The 19983-nt window shown below is 44.1% G+C and carries 17 protein-coding genes; 5 read left to right on the top strand and 12 right to left on the bottom strand.

All coding sequences use genetic code 11. The annotated features are described in order from the left end of the window. Position 1: 1 nt before the first annotated feature. From N6H06_RS11345 to N6H06_RS11335, 3 genes are read right to left on the bottom strand one after another with little or no spacing between them, the layout of a single operon-like run. Complete coding sequence (locus tag N6H06_RS11345; RefSeq protein WP_263706620.1) at positions 2-820, bottom strand: carbohydrate ABC transporter permease; 819 nt, start codon at positions 818-820, stop codon at positions 2-4. Beyond that, complete coding sequence (locus N6H06_RS11340) at positions 817-1746, bottom strand: carbohydrate ABC transporter permease (RefSeq protein ID WP_062748800.1); 930 nt, start codon at positions 1744-1746, stop codon at positions 817-819. Before N6H06_RS11340 ends, N6H06_RS11345 begins: the two co-directional genes overlap by 4 nt. Further along, positions 1743-2855, bottom strand: coding sequence for an ABC transporter ATP-binding protein (locus tag N6H06_RS11335; protein WP_062748802.1), 1113 nt, complete (start codon positions 2853-2855; stop codon positions 1743-1745). Before N6H06_RS11335 ends, N6H06_RS11340 begins: the two co-directional genes overlap by 4 nt. Positions 2856-3306: 451 nt before the next feature. Between N6H06_RS11335 and N6H06_RS11330 the strand changes: the two genes are divergently transcribed. After that, entirely contained in the window at positions 3307-7017 is a 3711-nt protein-coding gene (locus tag N6H06_RS11330) for a lamin tail domain-containing protein (protein WP_263706615.1), read from the top strand. A 155-nt stretch (positions 7018-7172) separates the two neighbouring features. On the opposite strand, the gene hmpA is transcribed toward N6H06_RS11330, so the two are convergent. After that, positions 7173-8408, bottom strand: a complete 1236-nt coding sequence (hmpA, locus tag N6H06_RS11325) for an NO-inducible flavohemoprotein (protein ID WP_193754501.1) — start codon at positions 8406-8408, stop codon at positions 7173-7175. 190 nt (positions 8409-8598) lie between these two features. Here hmpA and nsrR point away from each other — a divergent pair, with 190 nt between their 5' ends. From nsrR to N6H06_RS11305, 4 genes are all read left to right on the top strand, one after another. After that, entirely contained in the window at positions 8599-9057 is a 459-nt protein-coding gene (gene nsrR / locus N6H06_RS11320) for a nitric oxide-sensing transcriptional repressor NsrR (protein ID WP_062748806.1), read from the top strand. Between the two features lie 493 nt (positions 9058-9550). Continuing rightward, complete coding sequence (locus N6H06_RS11315; protein WP_263706613.1) at positions 9551-11305, top strand: carboxylesterase family protein; 1755 nt, start codon at positions 9551-9553, stop codon at positions 11303-11305. Positions 11306-11705: 400 nt separating this feature from the next. Then, entirely contained in the window at positions 11706-12728 is a 1023-nt protein-coding gene (locus N6H06_RS11310; protein WP_263707287.1) for an AraC family transcriptional regulator, read from the top strand. Positions 12729-12888: 160 nt separating this feature from the next. Then, entirely contained in the window at positions 12889-13689 is an 801-nt protein-coding gene (locus tag N6H06_RS11305) for an SDR family NAD(P)-dependent oxidoreductase (protein ID WP_062748812.1), read from the top strand. A 506-nt stretch (positions 13690-14195) separates the two neighbouring features. On the opposite strand, the gene N6H06_RS11300 is transcribed toward N6H06_RS11305, so the two are convergent. From N6H06_RS11300 to N6H06_RS11265, 8 genes are all read right to left on the bottom strand, one after another. Beyond that, positions 14196-14663, bottom strand: a complete 468-nt coding sequence (locus N6H06_RS11300) for a hypothetical protein (RefSeq protein ID WP_263706611.1) — start codon at positions 14661-14663, stop codon at positions 14196-14198. A 19-nt stretch (positions 14664-14682) separates the two neighbouring features. Beyond that, positions 14683-15540: a hypothetical protein gene (locus N6H06_RS11295; RefSeq protein WP_263706609.1), complete on the bottom strand. Its 858-nt coding sequence runs from the start codon at positions 15538-15540 to the stop codon at positions 14683-14685. An 881-nt stretch (positions 15541-16421) separates the two neighbouring features. Next, positions 16422-16826 (bottom strand): hypothetical protein, encoded by a 405-nt coding sequence (locus tag N6H06_RS11290; protein ID WP_263706608.1) that lies wholly within the window; start codon positions 16824-16826, stop codon positions 16422-16424. A gap of 3 nt (positions 16827-16829) precedes the next feature. Next, positions 16830-17339: a hypothetical protein gene (locus N6H06_RS11285; RefSeq protein ID WP_263706606.1), complete on the bottom strand. Its 510-nt coding sequence runs from the start codon at positions 17337-17339 to the stop codon at positions 16830-16832. Between the two features lie 180 nt (positions 17340-17519). After that, positions 17520-17951 carry a hypothetical protein gene (locus N6H06_RS11280; RefSeq protein WP_263706604.1) on the bottom strand — a complete coding sequence of 144 codons (432 nt, stop codon included), beginning with the start codon at positions 17949-17951 and terminating at the stop codon, positions 17520-17522. Between the two features lie 3 nt (positions 17952-17954). Next, positions 17955-19658 carry an LXG domain-containing protein gene (locus tag N6H06_RS11275; RefSeq protein ID WP_263706602.1) on the bottom strand — a complete coding sequence of 568 codons (1704 nt, stop codon included), beginning with the start codon at positions 19656-19658 and terminating at the stop codon, positions 17955-17957. 19 nt (positions 19659-19677) lie between these two features. Then, positions 19678-19815, bottom strand: a complete 138-nt coding sequence (locus N6H06_RS11270) for a YwqI/YxiC family protein (RefSeq protein ID WP_263706600.1) — start codon at positions 19813-19815, stop codon at positions 19678-19680. Beyond that, positions 19803-19943 carry a YwqI/YxiC family protein gene (locus N6H06_RS11265; protein WP_263706598.1) on the bottom strand — a complete coding sequence of 47 codons (141 nt, stop codon included), beginning with the start codon at positions 19941-19943 and terminating at the stop codon, positions 19803-19805. The genes N6H06_RS11270 and N6H06_RS11265 overlap by 13 nt, the downstream gene beginning before the upstream one ends. Positions 19944-19983: the final 40 nt, after the last annotated feature.

The following is a 19983-nucleotide window of genomic DNA, read 5'->3' as shown; positions in this document are numbered from 1 at the left end:
TTTATTTAAGCGCTCCTTCAGCTAGGCCTTGCTGCAATTTCTTCTGGCCGAGAAACAGCAAGATTAGCGTCGGGAGAATCACAATGACTGCCCCTGCCATGACAACGCCCCACTGGTTTAACGTTTCTTGCGATTGCAATTGCTTTAAGCCAATTTGCACAGTCCGGACGGTGTCATCAGTAGTGGCAAGAAGCGGCCACAAATACATATTCCAAGAAGTCAGAAAGCCATAAATGCCAAGTGTGACAAGGCTTGTACGTGCCATCGGCAAGACAACCGTTAAATAAAACTTAAAGTCGCCCATTCCTAAAATTTCACTCGCCTCTTTTAGCTCAACGGGAATTTGCTTAAACGTCTGCCGCAGCAAAAATGTCCCAAATGCCATCGCAAAAAACGGCAATGTCAAACCAGGATACGTATTGACAAGCCCTAATTCACGGATCGTCTGGAAATTCGGAATGATCGACGCTTCAAACGGAATCATCATCGTCGCCACAAATAAAAAGAACAGCATATCCCGGCCTTTAAACGTTAAGAACACAAACGCATAAGCAGCTAAGCTTGATAGAATCAGTTGGCCGACCATAATGACGAGCGAAACAATCAAACTGTTCAACAAGTAATTCAACAGCGGAAACCGTTGAAACGCTTGAATATAATTGTCGAACGTCCACACCGATGGGATCACTTTACCTGTCAGTGTGTCTGCGCTTGTCATAAAACTCATCAAAACTGCTAAAATCGCTGGTGCAAATAGCACAAAAGCAGAAACGGTGAGAAGCAAATAAAAGAGAAGCTTTTTACGCCATGTCAACGTCATTGGTAATGCACCTTCTTTTCGCCAAGCTTAAATTGCACGATCGTCATAAGCAAGATGATCGCAAACAACACAACTGCTTGCGCACTGGCGGTTCCATATTGGTAATTGACAAAAGCTTCCCGATAAATGGAATAAACGATCAAGTTCGTTTCATTTTGCGGTCCACCTCTAGTGAGCATGTCAATTTGCCCAAATGTCTGGAACGCATTAATCATGGTGACAGTGACAACAAAAAACAGCGTCGGCGATAACATTGGAATGGTAATCCGCCTTAATTTGTAAAAATAGCTGGCGCCGTCAATATCGGCACTTTCATACAAGTAGCGGTCAATGGACTGCAAACCGCCTAACAAAATGAGGAATGTAAATCCTATATTCATCCAAATCGTTGAGACAGAAACAGAAAATAACGCCCATTTCGGATCTGTTAGCCATCCGATTGAGCCGACGTTGAGCCAGCCAAGCAGCTGGTTCAAAAAACCGATGCTAGGATGGAACAAAAACAGCCAAAATACAGATGCTGCCGCTACTGATATGCCCATCGTCGAAGAAAACACCATCCGAAATATACCGATTCCCCTTAGCCGCTCATTGGCGATAATAGCCAAAAACAAACTGATGAGAATCGTTCCTGGCACCGTGTAAAGCACAAATAAAAAGGTCGATGTGAGTGATTTTAAAAAAAGATCTGATGTAAAAATACGCATGAAATTCTCGAAACCGACAAAGACCGTTGCCATTCCGCGGTTATCTGTCAGAAAGAAACTTAAATACAACGTCCGTATCATTGGGTAAAACAGAAACACAGTAAACAAAAACAAAGAAGGAAATAAAAACAGCATGCCTTTGGCAAAATGCCTCGTACTGCGTTTTCCTTTTTTCGCGGTGCTTGTCTGTTCAGGTACATAGACATACGGTTCCGTCATAAGGCGACAACCTCTTGTTGGACATTGGTGGCTGCCGGTTTCAAGAGCTTGCCTGTTTCCGAGTCAAAGAAACTGATATGGGCCATATCAATCGCGACTGGTACGAGGTCGCCTGCTGTGATTGCCCATTGCCCACTCCATTTGGCCGTCCATAACTCCTTGCCCACTTCGAAAACAACGACCGTCTCATTCCCTAGCTGTTCAACACTAGCAACAAGCAATGTTACGGTCGGCTTTTCTTTCTCAAAGCGGATGTGCTCAGAACGAATGCCAATCGTCAATCGCGGTCCTAATAGATTGCTGTCTAATGGCTGTTTGATTGGCAAGACGATCGTCTCTTCTATAAGCAGCTGCCCATTCTCCGATATAAAACGGGCTTTGCCTATGTTCATCTTTGGAGAACCAATAAACGTAGCAACAAATAAGTTCGCCGGTGTGTTATACAAATCAATTGGTTTGCCTACTTGCTGGATATGTCCATCGTTTAGCACCATAATACGATCGCCCATTGTCATCGCTTCAATTTGGTCATGGGTCACGTAGATCATCGTTAAGCCGAGCTTTCGTTGCAATCTCCGGATTTCAATGCGCATATGAGCTCTTAGTTTTGCGTCTAGATTTGAGAGCGGCTCATCCATCAAGCACAATGGAGCTTCACTGACAACAGCGCGCGCTAGCGCTACCCGTTGCCGTTGACCGCCTGAAAGTTCCCTCGGCTTTCGCTTTAACAGCGTCGTAAGTCCCATCATCTCAGCTGCCTCTTGCAAACGCCGTTTGCTTTCCTCTTTATTTACTTTTTTTGCATGTAAGCCAAATAGAATATTTTGTTCTACGGATAAGTGGGGGTATAACGCATAATTTTGGAAAACCATCGATAGGTTGCGGTCTTTCGGGGCAAGCCTATTTGCTTCCCTGCCATTTATTTTTAAGATTCCTCCCGTCATTTCTTCTAGGCCCGCTATCATTCTGAGCAATGTGCTCTTGCCACAACCAGAAGGGCCAACTAAAACAAAAAACTCCCCTTGCTCAATTTCAAGATCAATTTCATTTAGGACATTTGTCTCTCTGTCATATGACTTTGTTACATTGATTAATTCCACCTGTTTCATGGAAGCACGTTTCCTCCTTAGCCGGAATGTACGTCCATTTAACCATAGCTTTTTTATTAAATACGGAAATTAACCGAAGACTTACATTTTTTTAAAGAAATACAAATCCAGTATCGCTTTACAAACAAAGAATGGCACCGCTTTTTGGCAGTTTTCTCCCGTTTGCTCTCTTAAAAATGTTTACACATCATTTACCCCGCCACTGGCGCTTCTTTCATCATCATTTAATTATTTTTTTAAAACGCTTGTTTTTTCTCCGCTTGTCTCTTTTTTTATGGTAGATGCGCATCAACCCATTCACAAGGGAGGGAAGTCCACAATCAAATTCTGAACCTGTTCAGGTTGGGGAAACGCCATTTTTGAGCACAAAACAGCAAAAAAAACTTACGAAACGGAGCTTGTATGAATATGTTGCAGAGTATTGCTAAATATGAAGGAGGATTATCTTTCCATGCATGTTAATAAACCAACACCGGCTCTGCTAATTACTGAAATCCACCCAGATAATTACGGCAGAGACGATTATGAGTTTTTCGAAATATACAACAACTCTTCCATCAGCTTGTCTGTTGGAAATCGGGACTCGTCCGCTGATTACCATTTGCTCTTCCGCTATCCTGAAGATAGCCGTGATGATCGTCCTTTTGAACTTGAGACGATTACGATCCTGCCCAAACAAGCACATGTATTTTGGCTGAATACGAGCGGACAAACCCTTGGGGCATTTAACCGCAGGTACATGAGCCAATTAAGCTCAAACCAAGTGAGTGAGGTGTCAGGGAATATTCCTGCTTTCTCCAATAGTGAAGCACGGGCTGTCGTTATTGTTGACAACTTGTCAGGACAAGAGGTGGTTCAAGCAAGTTATCAAGCTACAGACATTTCCGGCGGTTTTGGGGTTCATTTCGCGCTGCCTCCTGCCGGGAGTACAGAACAAACCGTTTTTCTACCAATGAGTCCGGCAACCCCTGGGACGGTCTATGCCGAACAATCGCTACAAACAGGGGCTTTAGACACACCCATTCCTAAAGTCGTTATATCCCAGTACATGTACGACGCCCCCGCTGCAGATGATGGCAAAGAATTTGTCGCCATAAAAAACGTTGAGGACAAAACCGTTGATTTAAGTGGATTCAAAATAGGCGATGGCCTTTTTCTCGGGGAAGGAGAAGGGATGGCGCAATTTCCTGATGGCACTTTGATTCATCCTGGACAAGAGCTGTTTTTATCCCAGTCTAGTTTAATCTTTAAAGCCATTTATGGCGCGGTTCCAGACTTTGAATTCCCATGGTTCAGCACAAACCGCCTTTACGATGACCCTGATGTGCCAACAATGCTCGACGCGAACTGGTCTACAGGCGAAATACGCCTTGCCAATAACGGCGACAAGCTGTTGCTAATGGATCGACATGACCGCATCGTTGATTTTGTGCCTTACTTGCAAGATATTACCTACCGGGGAAAACAGTATCGTGGCGTAACAGCGCGTGCTGATGGCAATGGCCAATCGATACACCGTATTTCCGAGTCTAGCGATTTGCGCACTGCTTTCCGCGCTGGGCCGATCCAACGACCGCCAAAACGGATTCCTGTCTCCCCGAGCAAGTCGCTTTTAATTACTGAATTTATGTACACGCCCTATTTTGATGAAGGCACAAACGAATATGTCGAAATTGCCAATATAACTGGCGAAACAATTGACATTAGCGGCTTTTACTTCGGCAATAAAGTAGAAGAAAATGGTGTTGCGAATAAAGCAATGTACAATTTCCCAGAAGGAGCGACGCTTGCCCCTTATTCTGCTGCTTTAATTGCCCGCAATGCCCAAGCGGTAAAAAAATTATATGGCGTTACTGCTGATTTTGAAATGGAGACAACGATTGACTCTGTCCCTAAGCTCATTCCAAACTGCGATTGGGGCTGCGGAAACTTCCAAATGGCCAACAGCGGCGATGCCGTCGTATTGCTTAACCGAGACAAGGAGCTTATCGATGCAGTTGTTTTTAAAAATGCCCTTTGTATGGGCCTCTCTTCTCATCCTGGTGTTTTTGCCAAAGGACGCTCCCTTGAACGAGTCAGCGCGATTGACACGAAAAACCCTGCTGTTGATTTTGTGGAACAGCCACATCCAACTCCAGGAAAACTGCTTTTCGGCCCTAATGGCGATCCGTCACTTGTTCCGAGACCTTCTATTAAAGAAGAGGTGCTAGAAGTCAATGAGCCGAAAACCGCTCTTGTCGCAAGCCCTACAATCATCGATGGCTCAACCGGTATGCCTGACGCTCTGCCCGCCAATGTTCCTTCTATTCTGTTCAAAGCGGAATGGCGAAACGGCAAACTTGTCGCCAGCAATCGTGGCGTACTGCTTGATGAGGCACTAGATACGGTTAAACAAAAAATGCTGCCTATGATCGAGATTAACGAGCACTTCCTTGTTCCTTATGTCCATCAATTGCTTAAGACGAAAGGGATAGACGATGTCTTTATCCTTTCTCGCCAAGCATCCATTATTGAAGCAATGCGAACATGGAACAATGAATATCGGGGAGCCTTGCGTCTTTCTGGGCAGATGTTGCCTAAGAAAAAAAGAGACGATGCCATTCGCGCAATCCGCCAATGCCAGTGTTTTACAATACTAGTACAAGCGGAAGCAATCACTGCTGAAATCGTCCATTACTTTCGCAGCCGGGCGATTACAATATGGGCATACGGGGCTAACAGCGAATTAGCGATACACCGGTTAGCTGCCATTGGCGTCCAAGGCATCGAAACGCCATTATCTGAAAAAGCAGCTGCTGCTTTACAATCGTACCAATTGGAAAATAGCACAAATCAACAGCCTTTGTTAATTGCCCACCGTGGTGTTTGTTCATTAGCGCCTGAAAATACAATGCCTGCAATCGAACTCGCTGTCGAGTTGGGCATTGAAGCAGTTGAAATTGACATTATGATATCTAAAGATGGCATTCCAGTCGTCATCCACGATTACACGGTAAACAGAACGACAGATGGAAGCGGCTATGTGAAGGATTTGACACTCGCACAATTAAAGCAATTGACAGCGAACAAGACCGACCATTCCGAGTGGGAGGAGCGTTACAAACTTTATCCAGATGCCAAAATCCCGACACTTGAAGAAGTGCTGGTTTATGCTAAAGAAAAAGAATTAATCCTGTCTATCGAAATCAAAACAGACGGTTTGGAAAAACAAGTAGCTGATTTAATCCGCCAGTATGAGATGGAACCCCATGTCTATTTAAGTGGTTTCAACCCTGTTGTCATGGCTGCGATCCAAGCGCATCACCCCGCCATCGGGGCCATGCATATTTTAGCCGGGCTTTCACCCCATGGAATGACCGCGCTGCAATTTGCTGAAAAAACAGCGCGTCACTTAACAAAATTAGGGATGTTTAGCATGCCCGGCGACGGCACGATGACTCAAGCTTTGCTCTCCTATGCAAAACACCGCGGCATCCCCCTCGTCGGCGGTACGAGCAACAGCAAAGCGAGCATTCAAGCAAAGAAAAAACGGGGCATTACGATGATTTACAGCGACTACCCCCAATGGTCCGAACAGATGCCAATTTGCGTCAATCCCATTCCGTTATACAGGGTCGTAAAGGAAGGGGACGTGCTGACTCTAGCTGAAATGGGCGCTACTGTCCATGAACGGTCTGGCGTAGCAAGCACGCTGCACGGAGGCATTCGCATAATTGGCGAAAACGCCGGCGTTGCCTATACAGATGGCGGGAGCTTACTGGCATTAAAAGCAGGCGAAACGTTATTCCACCTTTACCATGAATATGAGCCATTTAACCACGAAACAGAAGGCGATCCAACAAAGTTGCCTGACAAATGGCGCATGTATTCGAACCCTGTGCGGCTTGTCGTCTTGAACGAAGCTGACCTATCAGCCAAACGCTTAGTGGAAGTGGTCCAACGCTATCGCCAGGAAATGAACGTCATCGCTTATGCTTCACTGCTCTCTTTATCCCAAGCGACGTTCCTATTCGAAAAGTGGGGAGCCTATCAATTGGCAAAGCGCTCGATCGAAAAGACTGAAACAGCATTAATGAAATATATGGCCGCTAGCCACATAACGATTGAAGCATTTGATGCATTACAGGCCCATATCGCGATCCTTCAAGAGGAATGGAAGTAGCAGAAACGTATGATCCCTTTCCGGCCACGCATTACCCGTAAGTAACAGTTACTAAAAAACGCTATACGGTTGCCAGACTTTACTACCGTTTAAAAAAACGCACGAATGTCGCTTTGTAAACATTCGTGCGTTTTGTTTATGGGGCAAGAACGCTTTTAAGAAGAAGCGAGCGTCCCCGCTGGACCAAAAAATTCATAGTGGACTTGTTCTTCTGGAACGCCCCAGTTTTTCAAGATGTGATAAACCGTTTTCATAAAAGGAATAGGCCCACAAAAGTAAAAATCAGCGTGATGATCTTCTATCATGGAACGAAGGAATTGCTCATCGATATATCCTTCCTTCTTCATATAAGGATTCATCTGGTCTTCTGACGTAGGGCGTTCATAGCAGACAGCGTAGTGGACATTTTCTTTCTGACTCGCTGTCTGAGCTACATGGTCATGCATCGCATGGTAGGTTCCATCAATGGCAGCATGGATAAACGTCACCTCTTGTTTTGTTCCTTGCTGCATCAGGGTATTAAACATACTCATAAGTGGCGTGATGCCAACGCCGCCGCTGATTAAAACGATCGGGCGGTCTTCCTCCTGTTTTAAAGTAAAATCACCGGCAGGAGCGGTCATTTCTAGTACGTCACCCTCACCAATATGCTCATGTAAATAATTAGAGACGACACCAGGAGGACATTCGGCATTGCCCTCTTCCCGCTTTACGGAAATCCGATAATATCCTTTACCTGGAGCGTCTGACAAGCTGTATTGGCGCATATGGGTATACGTATCACCAGGGATATTCACTTTTACCGTCATGTATTGGCCTGGTTCGTAAGAGGCGATTTCCTTTCCATCTTTCGGCTTTAAATAAAACGATGTAATCGCCTTGCTCTCCTGCTGTTTTTTCTCTACAACAAAAGAACGAAATCCACTCCACCCGCCAGGAGCTTTGCTGGCCTCATCGTACATTTGCTTTTCTACTTCAATAAACACACCGGCAATGATTTCATACGCTTCTCCCCACGCCTCAATTACATCATCAGAAGCTGCCTCTCCTAATACTTCTTTCATGGCGGCAAGGAGATTTTCACCAACAATCGGGTATTGTTCCGGCTTAATATTTAAGCTGCGGTGCTTATGGGCGATGCGTTTCACAACAGGTAAAATCGCTTCCAAATTGTCGATATGCTGGGCGGCAGCATAGATCGAATTGGCCAGTGCCTGAGGTTGCCTACCTATTTTTTGATTGGTTCGGTTAAATACGTTTAATAGTTCAGGGTGATGGCGAAACATTCGCTTGTAAAAATGCTTCGTGATCGTTTCTCCGTGTTCCGCTAAAATAGGAACGGTTGCTTTCACCAATCGTTTCGATTCTTCTTTTAACATCACAGTACTCATGAGTGATCGCCTCACTTAAAATAAGTATTTTATATATATATTTAAAGTATGCCATTCGCCCTCTTAAATCAATATTTAAAATGCATATTATACGCATTGTTGAAAATTCGCCACAAACGAGCGCCCCTTTCCTTCTACATGGCAGAATTATGATATGCTGTAGAAGAGATGACTTTCTGGAGTGAAAACTATGCAATTAACCTCTTATACGGATTACTCGCTTCGTCTCCTTTTGTATTTAGCTTTACAACCAAAGCATAAACTGTCCAGCGTCAAACAAGTAGCTGATATTTATCACATTTCTTATAATCATCTAACGAAAGTGACTCACGAACTCGGGAAGCTTGGTCTGATTGAAACGGTCAAAGGACGGAATGGCGGGATTCGCTTGGCGAAAGAGCCGGAGGAGATTAACATTGGCGAAGTCGTCAAACAGACGGAAGACAACCTTGAGCTCGTTGAATGCTTTAACCGCGAGACAAACACCTGTATATTAAATCCCGCTTGCCGATTAAAAGGCGTATTGCACGAAGCACTCGCCGCGTATTTGCAGGTGCTTGAGCAATATACAGTCAAAGACTTAGTGCTAAACGAAGACGACTTGAGGGCATTGCTGGAGCTTAAAACAACAGAAAACACGCGGACATGACGTAAGCTACATGCCCATTAAATGCAGTGCCAGATTAATACGATTGGAGTCGCTCATTTATGATCGCTTTTTTGGAATCATTGTCCGATTTAAGCCACTTGATCCTAGTAGTTTGTGCATTTGTTTTTTATAGAAAGCTCAAGAAAACCAAGCAGGAAAGAAAACGCACCCCTTTTGAAATTGTACTCATGGTTCTAATCCTATTTGGCATTTTTTCTTGGGCTGTATCCTTTGCTTTATTACAGACAGTAGCGTGATTTCCACAAGAAAAATGTGTGACAAGAATAACTATTTGATCCTTTTTAAGTTTGCATCGACTACAGAACGAACACTGAAAAATGTCAAAAAATCATTGAAAGCGTTTTTTTGTTGTGATATGATATGGAAAATTTAAATACGTTTGGAATGTAACCTTCGGGGCATAACCTAAACTTCTTTTGAATCGGATTCGAAAGAGGTTTAGGTTTTTTATATTTCTAAGGGAGGAACACAAATGAGACAACGAAGAAAACACAAGTGGACAGCACTTGCCCTAATCATGTTGACAATTGCTGGCTGCAGTCAAAATGAACATTCAGAAACGGATTCGTCAAGTCCGAACGCCGAAACGCCCCAAAATTCCGAGACAACTGCAACGGCTGAAGACGCAACTCTTCGGGAAACACAATTCGGTATGGTTAAGGGTTACGAAGAAGATCAAGCACTCATCTGGATGGGAATTCCTTATGGAGGAGATACCTCTGGAGACAATCGTTGGAAGGCACCAACAGATCCAGAGCCGTGGACAGAGGAACGAGATGCAACAAAGGCTGGCGAAGTCGCTCTACAGGCAGGAGCTGATGGAGTTGTGGGGTCCGAGAACGCATTAAATCTCGATATTTACCGTCCCAATAATGATAAAGAAAATTTGCCCGTTCTAGTCTATATCCATGGCGGCAATAATCAAACAGGCAACGCACAGGAGCTTTCTGGCGCTTCATTCGTAAAAAATCATGATGCGATTGTCGTTTCTGTAAATTACCGGTTAGGCGCTCTTGGCTTTAATCCACTACCCGCTTTAAAAACAGGAAGCGACGAAGAAAACTCCGGAAACTACACCATGCTTGACTTGCGCAAATCTCTAGATTGGGTTCAGGAAAATATTCGCAACTTTGGCGGAGATAGCGATAACGTAACTGTTGCCGGTTTTTCAGCCGGAGGTCGTGATGTTATGGCAATGTTGATTTCACCAACTTTTGAAGGCACATTTGACAAAGCGATATCCTTCAGCGGCGGCATGACCATCGCTGATGAAGAAAAAAGCCAAAAGGTTTTTGCTGAAGCAATCGCACCGCTAGTTGTCGAAGACGGCATCAAGGAAAACGAAGAAGAAGCAGCTGAATGGCTGTTAACGTCTGACGAAAAAGTAAAAGCGTATCTATATCAATTAGAGGGAGATCGTCTAGTTAGTCTGATGGGGAACGCCGGCATCCGCATGAGTGTTTTCCCGCATTTGTATAATGACGGAACAGTGATTCCAGAAGAGGGCTTTGACACGACTACGTATCATTCCGTTCCGTTGTTCATGCTGACTGGCGAACAGGAATTTTCTCTGTTTGGTCGTTTTGACCCTTACTTCGCTGAATCTGTTGCAGATGGGCGGATTGATACCGATGAAGAGATTGCGAATCAATATGCATTTGTCAACAAGTACGGTGGTCAATTATACAGCTTGTTTAACCTTGAAGAATCAGCTGAGAAAATGGCTGACCGTTATGAAGCACCTATCTATGGCATGGAAATACAGTTTGGCGAGGAGGCCGATGTGGTTGGTGAAGACATGGCAAAGTTAGGCTCCTACCACGGGGTGTTTGTTCCTTTATTTGATACAGACAGTCAAAATTATACAAGTTTAGTTGGCGATGCGTATGAATCGGATGGAGCAAAAGAATTGAGCGCCTTATTCCAAGACTATCTCTTTGAATTTATGAGCAGTGGCGATCCAAACGGAAATGATTTGACTGAATGGACAGAATGGAGCAAAGACGCCGAGAAAAATATCTTATTCCTGAATGCCGATTCTTCAACCGCTGCAGCCGAGATGGGCTCAAAAGATTACAGCTATACGGATGTTCTTGCAGCAATCGAAAAAGATGATACAATCACAGACGAACAAAAAACAGAATTACTGACAAAAGTCTTAAACGGCCGTTGGTTCAGCTATGAATTAGATAAAAAATACGACAATCTGTCTGATTTTGACAAATAAAAACGCTCTAAAAAGCGATCCAATCCTTTTGAAACCACTCCTACACATATGGCGGATTTCAGCCTGTGTAGGAAGTTTCAAAAGGGTGTTTTCTATTGTTCAGATCTGTTAAGGAAAAAACGAATCCAAAACACCAAGGTACCCGCATCCTCCCAAGGCTGAATATCATTTAAAAAAGTGAATATTCAAAAGCACCAATTTCTATTTCCGCTAATAGATGTTTTAACCAATCAAGTGTTTGAATGTATTCTCCTCTTCTACCCTTTAATCCCCATTTGAGTGTATGGATTGATCGAATCCGGTTTGAAAATAGTGCCATTTACCAATTTCCATCTATATTTTCAACACAAGCCTATGTATACTTATTCTACTTGGACTTGCTGAAGGAGGACGTAGATTGATGAATCTGGTACCTGCTGACCGAATTAAGATCCCGCCAGGTCTCTGGGAAGGACTTGGACGATTAGGGATCCCTGCCCATGAAGTAGCCCGCCAAGCCCGATTGCCAATGACCATTATGTCCGAGCCTGCTGTAACGATAACTCATTATTTTGCAATTTGGCAGGCTTATTTTGAACTTGCAGGAGAAACAGCGGCAGCGATCATCGAACTTGCGACCACCTATGAAACTGCCCAATATCCACCGTCGCTCTTGGCAACCTATCACGCTCGCAATTATCACGACGCGCTACGTCGAATGACTCAGTATAAACAGTTATGCCCTCCCGAAAACCTGCGCATCATCGAGGATGGCGAGCTATGCATCATCGAATTGGAGTGGCTCTATGGCGGACGCGAGTTGGCTGGTCCGCCCATGCTGATGGGCTTAACATTGGCATGTCTTCTGGAGCTTGGACGACGAGGGACAGCAACAAACCTGTCTGCCTATCACGTTGTATTCTCCCAACCGATGGGTGATTCACGGACACTTGAAGCTTACTTCGGCTGCCCGATCTGCACGGATGCCACAGGAAACCGGCTAATCCTTCGCCGAAGCGATCTGAATCGGCCGTTTGTCTCCTATAACGAAGAAATGCTAGAGATTTTGACGCCTGCCTTGGCCCGCACAATTTATGAACACGACAACATCCATTTCATTGCCGAGAAGGTGAAATCAATCATTAAGCGCCGTCTCGCCGATGGATGTCCTGACATTGGGGGGACCGCGCATGAGCTCGGGATCAGTGACCGCACCTTACAGCGCCGACTTGCGGAAGAACATACAAGCTTCAAGCAGTTATTAATGCAAGCTAGGCATGAACTAGCCCGCGCTTACCTGGCAGACCCTTCGCTTGATATTAAACAAATTGCTTCCCTGATCGGATATGAAGACCAGAACTCTTTTTACCGCGCTTTTCGCATATGGGAAGGCGATACCCCGGCACATTGGCGGTTGATGAAGTTAGAAAAAACAGCGTTTTAACAAGCTTTTTGCCTAGGTCTTGGTATTGTATTCTAGGCCCAACCATCTTGTCTTTGCCTTTTGGCGTATTCTGCAAGAATGTTGGCGGAGACGGCTAGTTACTGGCCGATGAAGACAAGTTATTATAGTCTCTATCCGAAACAGAAGGAGCAATGACAAGATGGAAATGGGATTAACGAATAAAACGGCTTTAGTCACAGGCTCGACGAGAGGCATCGGAAAAGCGATTGCCCTGGAGCTTGCCAAGGAAGGGGTTCACGTCCTCATTAACGGACGGAACCAGGAAGCGGTCCAGCAAACGGTAGAGGAGATCAAATCAAAATTTCCATCCACCTCGCCTCAAAATGCAGCGGGTGATCTCACTAATAAAGAGCAAATGGAAACGCTATGTCAGCATTTCCCGAGCATCGACATTCTCGTTAACAATATGGGCATTTATGAAATCAAGCAATATGAACATGTCGACGATGATGGGTGGGAAACGTATTTTCGTACAAATGTACTGGCTGCCAACCGGTTGGTGCGATTTTATTTGCCGACAATGTTGAGCCAAAACTTCGGCCGGATCATCTTCATCGCAAGCGAAGAGGCCGTCATGCCTTCAGGACTTATGCCTCAATATGCCGCGACTAAATCAATGCTGCTGTCATTGGCAAAGAGCGTGTCCAAATTAACAGCAGGCGCTGAAGTGACAGTCAACACCATTCTGCCAGGTCCTACATTATCGGAGAATGTAGCTCAAATCATTGAAGGCATGTTCATGGAAGAGGAACCGGAGCTGCCTTTTTCCGAAAAAGAAAAAAAATTTATGGCCTCCAATGTGCCTCACTCCGAAATTCAGCGCTTCATCAGGCCAGAGGAGATCGGCAGACTCGCTGCTTTTATATGCAGCCCTCACGCCTCAGCCTTCAAAGGCTCCCCGATTCGAATGGACGGGGGAATCGTGCCGACGATTTTTTAGTGCCGCAATTAACCATCTTCTTGTCCTATACGGCATTGGTACAAGTTCTTGGCCTTGATCAGGACAGAACTTGTACCGATAAAACAAAAAAGCCGCTAAAACAGCGACTTTCATTTAGAGCATGTTCCTGTTCCTCGACCATGGAAGTAACATGTGTAGCCCATCCTAGCAATAACAGCTGATTGTTGAATTATCTGGTAAAACGCTTCATATTCTTCATGTGTTACTCTGCTCGTCACATCGTGTTCTGGTACACCACGATCCGGCATAACTGGCTTCGCAGTTGGTATTTACAATCTCCTCCGAAACTTGGGTCACTCCAGCAGATCAGAGTCAGTCGTAGTGGAAAAACAACCAAACTCCATACGGTAGTCGATGGATTTAGGAAATCCCCTCACGAATGCTCCTTATACTACGTATACCCCGGTCAGCCATTCTCTTTTAATCAAGAAAAAATCTTGAAGGCATGTGGCCGATCAAGGTTAATAACCCCTTTATTCCCAGATTTAATTTTTCCTAAAATAACTTAATATTGTTTTTTTCACTTTAATATCATTACCAAAAATCTCAAAAAATGAATAATCAAAAGCACGAATTTCTATTTCTGCTAATGGATGTTGTAACCCCTCACTTTCTTCAGTTTCAGGTAAATGGTCGAAATGCCAATTAATTTTTTTCCCTTTTTCAACAGCTATAAATACTCCTGACTCAAATTGTATCACCCTTTTTACTTTTTCTATCAATTCATCTGTTGAAAGTACAGTACAACCTTTCTGTGGGTTCTTAGGAAACACCTCGTGAAAAGACGACTTACTAGTACCTAATACATCAAAAATGTACCAATCATAGCTTTCTGTATAATCCTTAAGGGATAGTAAAATTTCAGCAAATTGACAACCTAAACAAGAAAGCTCTTCATTAAAATAATCACTACCACGTATCTTTAGTATAAAAGCTGGTTCCTTTAAGCCCATGATTTTTCTCCTCTAAGAATTATTCTTTAAAGCTCCATGATCCATCCTTAAAAATAGCTTGATGTGAATGTGGGTTTACATGATCCCCTCTACCATGGTCTGTCCAGTCTGTCCGTTGGATCGGCTTCCCGTTTCTTCCCCACTCAAGTGTTTGAATATATTCTCCTCTTCGACCCTTTTTAATCCCAATTTGAGTGTGTGGATTCATAGAATCCGGTTTGTGAGTAGTGCCGTTTACCAATTTCCCATCTATATTTTTTGGTAATCCTAATTTTTTGCCACTGCTATCCTTAGGCACGTAATTAGGTTTTACCGTACCCTTCCCCCCGGTCTTCACCTTCCTCGCCTTCGACAAGTCATAGATGACTCCTCCCACTTTCGCTGGCTTCACTAAGATAAACGTCGTTGCCAGGGCTTTCTCCCCGAACGAAGCTTCAGGGTCTGCCAGCGTGAGGAAGTCGCCGAAGAAAAAGTCGGCTACTGGCCCAAAGGTCATAATGTTGTTCTTATACGCGATCCCATCAGCGCCGACACGGGCATCCATGGTCGGCCCGGGATAACGCCCATTGTTGTATACCTCGTCGTCGACTTCGGCTATGATGCGACCGTCACCCGGAGGTTTGTTTTCGAGGTACGCTTGGATGGCTGCGACTTCTTCATCCGTAAAATCATGCTCTCCTGTAGCGACCACTTTCGACGTGTCCGTTTGAATCGCTTGGGTACGGAGTTGGGCTTGGTACCATTGGTATTGGATCGGCACCAGCTGTTTTAGTTGCCGTGTCAGGATTGCCGGCGAGACCGTCGCGTTTGCGGGCAAAGTCGATAGGCGCGCAAATAACGGGAAATACGCCGGGGTAACGGCATGGGTTGCTCCCATCGCTGGCGCTCGGCACGCTTGCAGCGCCTGTTCATTGCTTAGGATGGCACTGACAGGGAAATGGTTTAAATTCTAACTGCTTCTACTCAAGAATAGTAAAACTGTTTACTTATTTTTACATTCCTCGTTCTTCTTAGTTAATTGGATTATAATGGGTTAAGTTGTAATAGAACACAAAAACCCAAGTAACGAACTTTTTAAAGTGTCCATTTTTCGGGAGCAGTTCATTATAATTAAACGTTATTCCATGATGGTACAACCTTCATGAGTTATGAATTTCACATAAGAATTTTTCAATGTCTACTTAACATAAAACATTTCCTTTTATTGAATTCATTCATTTTCTTATATACAAGTTTGTTTCCTTATTTATCACAATGAGCTTTGTCATTCTCATGTGTAAATTTAAATCAAGTAGTAAGTGTAGTAGTTATATTTAGATGTTACTGCAGCTAATCTAGTATGTTTGCTAACCATCATGAGTTTTTGATTCAAAAGTAATTTTGCTTTTAACCATAAAGATCTTAAAGTAAAAAACCTTGAAAGGCATATAGCCAATCAAGGTGATTTTAGGAAATATCCTAAAGGTATTAATCCATTCCATTTAGACATTGGGTATTCCAACCCCATATATCGGTATCAAAGTCAATCATAACTAAACCATCTCTTGCCAATTAAATCCTCAGCATTATAATCAATTGAATAGTTATCGAATCAAACTTTGTTCATAATATCATAGTGTTGTTTCTTAATTACGTAAGTAGTGACGATAGAATGTCTTTCGGTCCCCTACATCTACTAAAATAGTCGAATTTGCTTGAATTCGTTGTTTCTCGCCCTCTTAATGAACCGTGCTTGATGCTCGGGCGGAACATATAAGATTAATCATAAACTATATATACATTGCTTTCATTACTCTTGGCTTGTTCTAAAAAATGTGTAATCTCACGTGCAACTTCAGGAAGCGTGGGTACAATATTCGGAGATGCATCAACGGCCTTTACATCCACGCTTTGTAAATTAAATGATTTAAACAACCGAATAGTAGCATCAAGATTTGTTAATTCCCAAGGACTTTCCTCGTACCAACCTTCATGAACGTAATATTCATGCAAAATACCCTCATTGTAAGATTCATAATGACACATTAAATCTAACATGGTTTCAAAGTAACCAGTCCACATTTTAAGAACTTGTCTTTCATTGGTCTTTTCATAGACAAAAGCAATTTCAGGCTCTCCTTCAAACCCTGTATAGTAGGAATCATTAACTATTTCCGTTTTCATACTTTACTCCTTCCAATGCCCCTGATCTAAAATTCTAACTTGTTCTGGAGTAGCAGTTCCCGCTTTTCTGGCGGCAATTGCATCATACCATTTATACCCCTCAACCCACTCATTTTCTCCAATCTTGAAGAAGGATTGTGGTTTATTCCCACCACTACCTGGAATTGTTCTTTGAATTACCCAAGTGTTTCCTTGATCAGCAGGTGCTCCAGAAGTTCTAGTGTGCCATCTTACTTCGTATTTGTATGTTCCGTCATTCCATTTGTAGGTTATTTGTTCATAACCACCAGCCATTGACTTAGCCTTCATGTTCGCGTTTTCTGGTACTTCGATTGGTGCTCTCCGTGAATACTGCTTTGCTATAGCTAATTGTTCATCAGCACTCATTTCAGAGAATTTTTTATTAGCATTAGGCGTACCCTTCCCCCCAGTCTTCACCTTCCTCGCTTTCGACAAGTCATATACTACTTCTCCCACTTTCGCTGGCTTCACTAAGATAAACGTCGTTGCCAAGGCTTTCTCCCCGAGCGAAGCTTCTGGGTCGGCGAGTGTGAGGAAACAATCTAAATGAAAGTTTATAGCTGCAGTAAAGGCTATGATATAATTTTAGGACACCTAACCGTCCGAGTGTCTACATGATTTTAAATAAAAAACCTTGAAGGCTTTTAGCCAATCAAGGTTTCATAGGTATTCCTACCAATTTCCTCTTTCAAAATCTTCGTTATCCAGTTCTTTGACATAAACTGATATCCATAATACCGTGTGTTCTACAGGGTCTGTTTCAATAAATATTCCTTTTGGACTACAGTATACTTCTTCAAAATCATCGTATTCAAAGCTTGGCTCTATTTCCAAAACCTCGTCAATAGGCATACCAATATAAATTTTATCAAATAGCTTTCCAGTATAGTTCTTTAATGCAGTTATTTTGAATAATTTCCCATTAAATAAATTAAACCACAAGTAAACTTCATCTTTAATTTCATATCTCACTAGAGATTTCCCTAATAGAGCATCCGCATCATTGAGATTATTAATAATGTCATAAAATTCGCTGATATGACTGTAAAGCTTTATTCCACCCATTTCCTTCCATGGAATAATGGGAGCATTCAATAACACCATTAGTCACCCTCCTGTGAAAATTATTGTTGCTGTTTCTTTTCCATCTGTTTTATATGCACTTTCGGCTCCATCAACTACCTTTATGATACCTTGGTCGTTCGTACTAATTTTCACATATGGACTTCCTCCGTGTCTCCCACCTCCAGGTGATACTTGAACTTGAGTAATATTCCTATCTCCCCCAGTATTATTTATCTTGATAATTTTTGCTCCTGAACTTGATTTAGTGGAGTCTTTTACAGTAACGTCATAACCTTCATTTTTTAGCATTCGGGCGACTTCATCTGTCGATTTCCCTTTGAATGCAGTAGGATTTGATTTAACTGCATCAACAGTGACTTTACCATTATTGAGAACTGCATTACCCGCACCCTTCCCCCCAGTCTTCACCTTCCTCGCCTTCGACAAGTCGTAGATGACTCCTCCCACTTTCGCTGGCTTCACTAAGATAAACGTCGTTGCTAGGGCTTTCTCCCCGAGCGAAGCTTCTGGGTCGGCGAGCGTGATGTAGTCACCAAATAAAAAGTCGACCACTCCAGCAACAATGGGATTTGTATTCAACCTCTCCTCGCTCGGAGGGTTGTTCTCGAGGTACGTGTTGATGGCTGCGACTTCTTGATCCGTAAACATATATTCTGGTATGGTGACCACTTGCGACGTGTCCGTTTGAATCGCTTGGGTACGGAGCTGGGCTTGGTACCATTGGTATTGGATCGGAACCAGTTGTTTTAGTTGCCGTGTCAGGATCGCCGGTGACACCGTCGCGTTTGCAGGCAAAGTCGATAGGCGCGCAAATAACGGGAAATACGCCGGGGTAACGGCATGGGTTGCTCCCATCGCTGGCGCTCGGCACGCTTGCAGCGCCTGTTCATTGCTTAGGATGGCACTGACAGGGAAATGGTTCAAGTAATACCAGTTAGCCGCCTTCAGCCCACTGTATAGAGGGGCGTAGGCGCCTGTATACAGAAATTCTAGCGGCAACACGTCTTGGTACAGCTCCCCTTCACGGCCTTCGATATGACTTCGGTCTAGTGGGGCCATTTGGAGCGCTTGTGTCACCACATTTTGGTACAGCTCTTCCATATTGGCATCGATCTCTGCCTGCGTTTCTGGGGAGGCGATCACGCCGCCACTGGTCCAGTTGGCTACTTGGCTGACAACGGTCGTCAGTTCTTGCAAGGTGCTTTTTGCGCTTGAGAGCACCGTTTCGTTGGCTTCGTCCAAGTTGCCAAGCCTTTCCGCTGTCACACGGACATGGTCTTTGCCTTGTTGGGCGTAGCGAAGGACTGGTTCCATCGAGAACGGTGGCAGTGGCAACAGGTCGGCGATGGAAGCGCGAATCGATTCAATCGCTGTCGCGTCTTCAATCGCATAGCGCTCGACTCGGTCCAGGCCATTTTTGACGTCAGCGAGAAATTCTTCCCGAATCAGAGCGGAGCTGCTTTCAAAGTTGAGCAGATTCGAGCGGATTTGCTTCAATTGTTCGATGTATTGGCCGATGAAAAGCTGGAACGCCGCCAATACAGGGAGATGGAGCGTCGCAAAATGGTCTTTGATTGCTTCGCCCCCTTCGCCTTGCAGGGAATCGAGGTGAATGATCTTCTGGATGCTGGCCTGCAAGCGTTCGAGCTGGGCTTGATCGTGAAGCTTTCGTTCCACGATTTCGTCAAGTGCATCGAGTACTTCTTGTACGTCAAGTGTGTTCATCCGTCTGTTCCTTTCTCTATTATCCGCGGCTTGCCAGCATCTTGTCCACGACTCCGTACGTTTTTTGAACGAGTTCTTTCGTTTCTGCTTGTACGTTTTTCACGACGTCTAAGTAGCGATTGAATTGGTCGGCATATCCGCTTTCTACTTCCAGCAATGAATGGAGGAAGGCCTCGACGACGTATGGATCGCAGGCTCGTGGTCCAACACGGAATAGCTGGCCTGTTCCCCCGTTTCGCTTAAAGCGCTGAGCACGGAGCCTTCGTCCATTTTGATTTCAGGCATTGGTTCTCTCCTCCTTTCCTATTTCGCCGCTTTTAACGCG

It is taken from the genome of Shouchella tritolerans (genome assembly GCF_025770735.1).
GTDB lineage: Bacteria > Bacillota > Bacilli > Bacillales > Bacillaceae_D > Shouchella > Shouchella tritolerans.
Note: the sequence above shows the minus strand (reverse complement) of the source record. Positions and strands in the feature narration are given on the sequence as shown.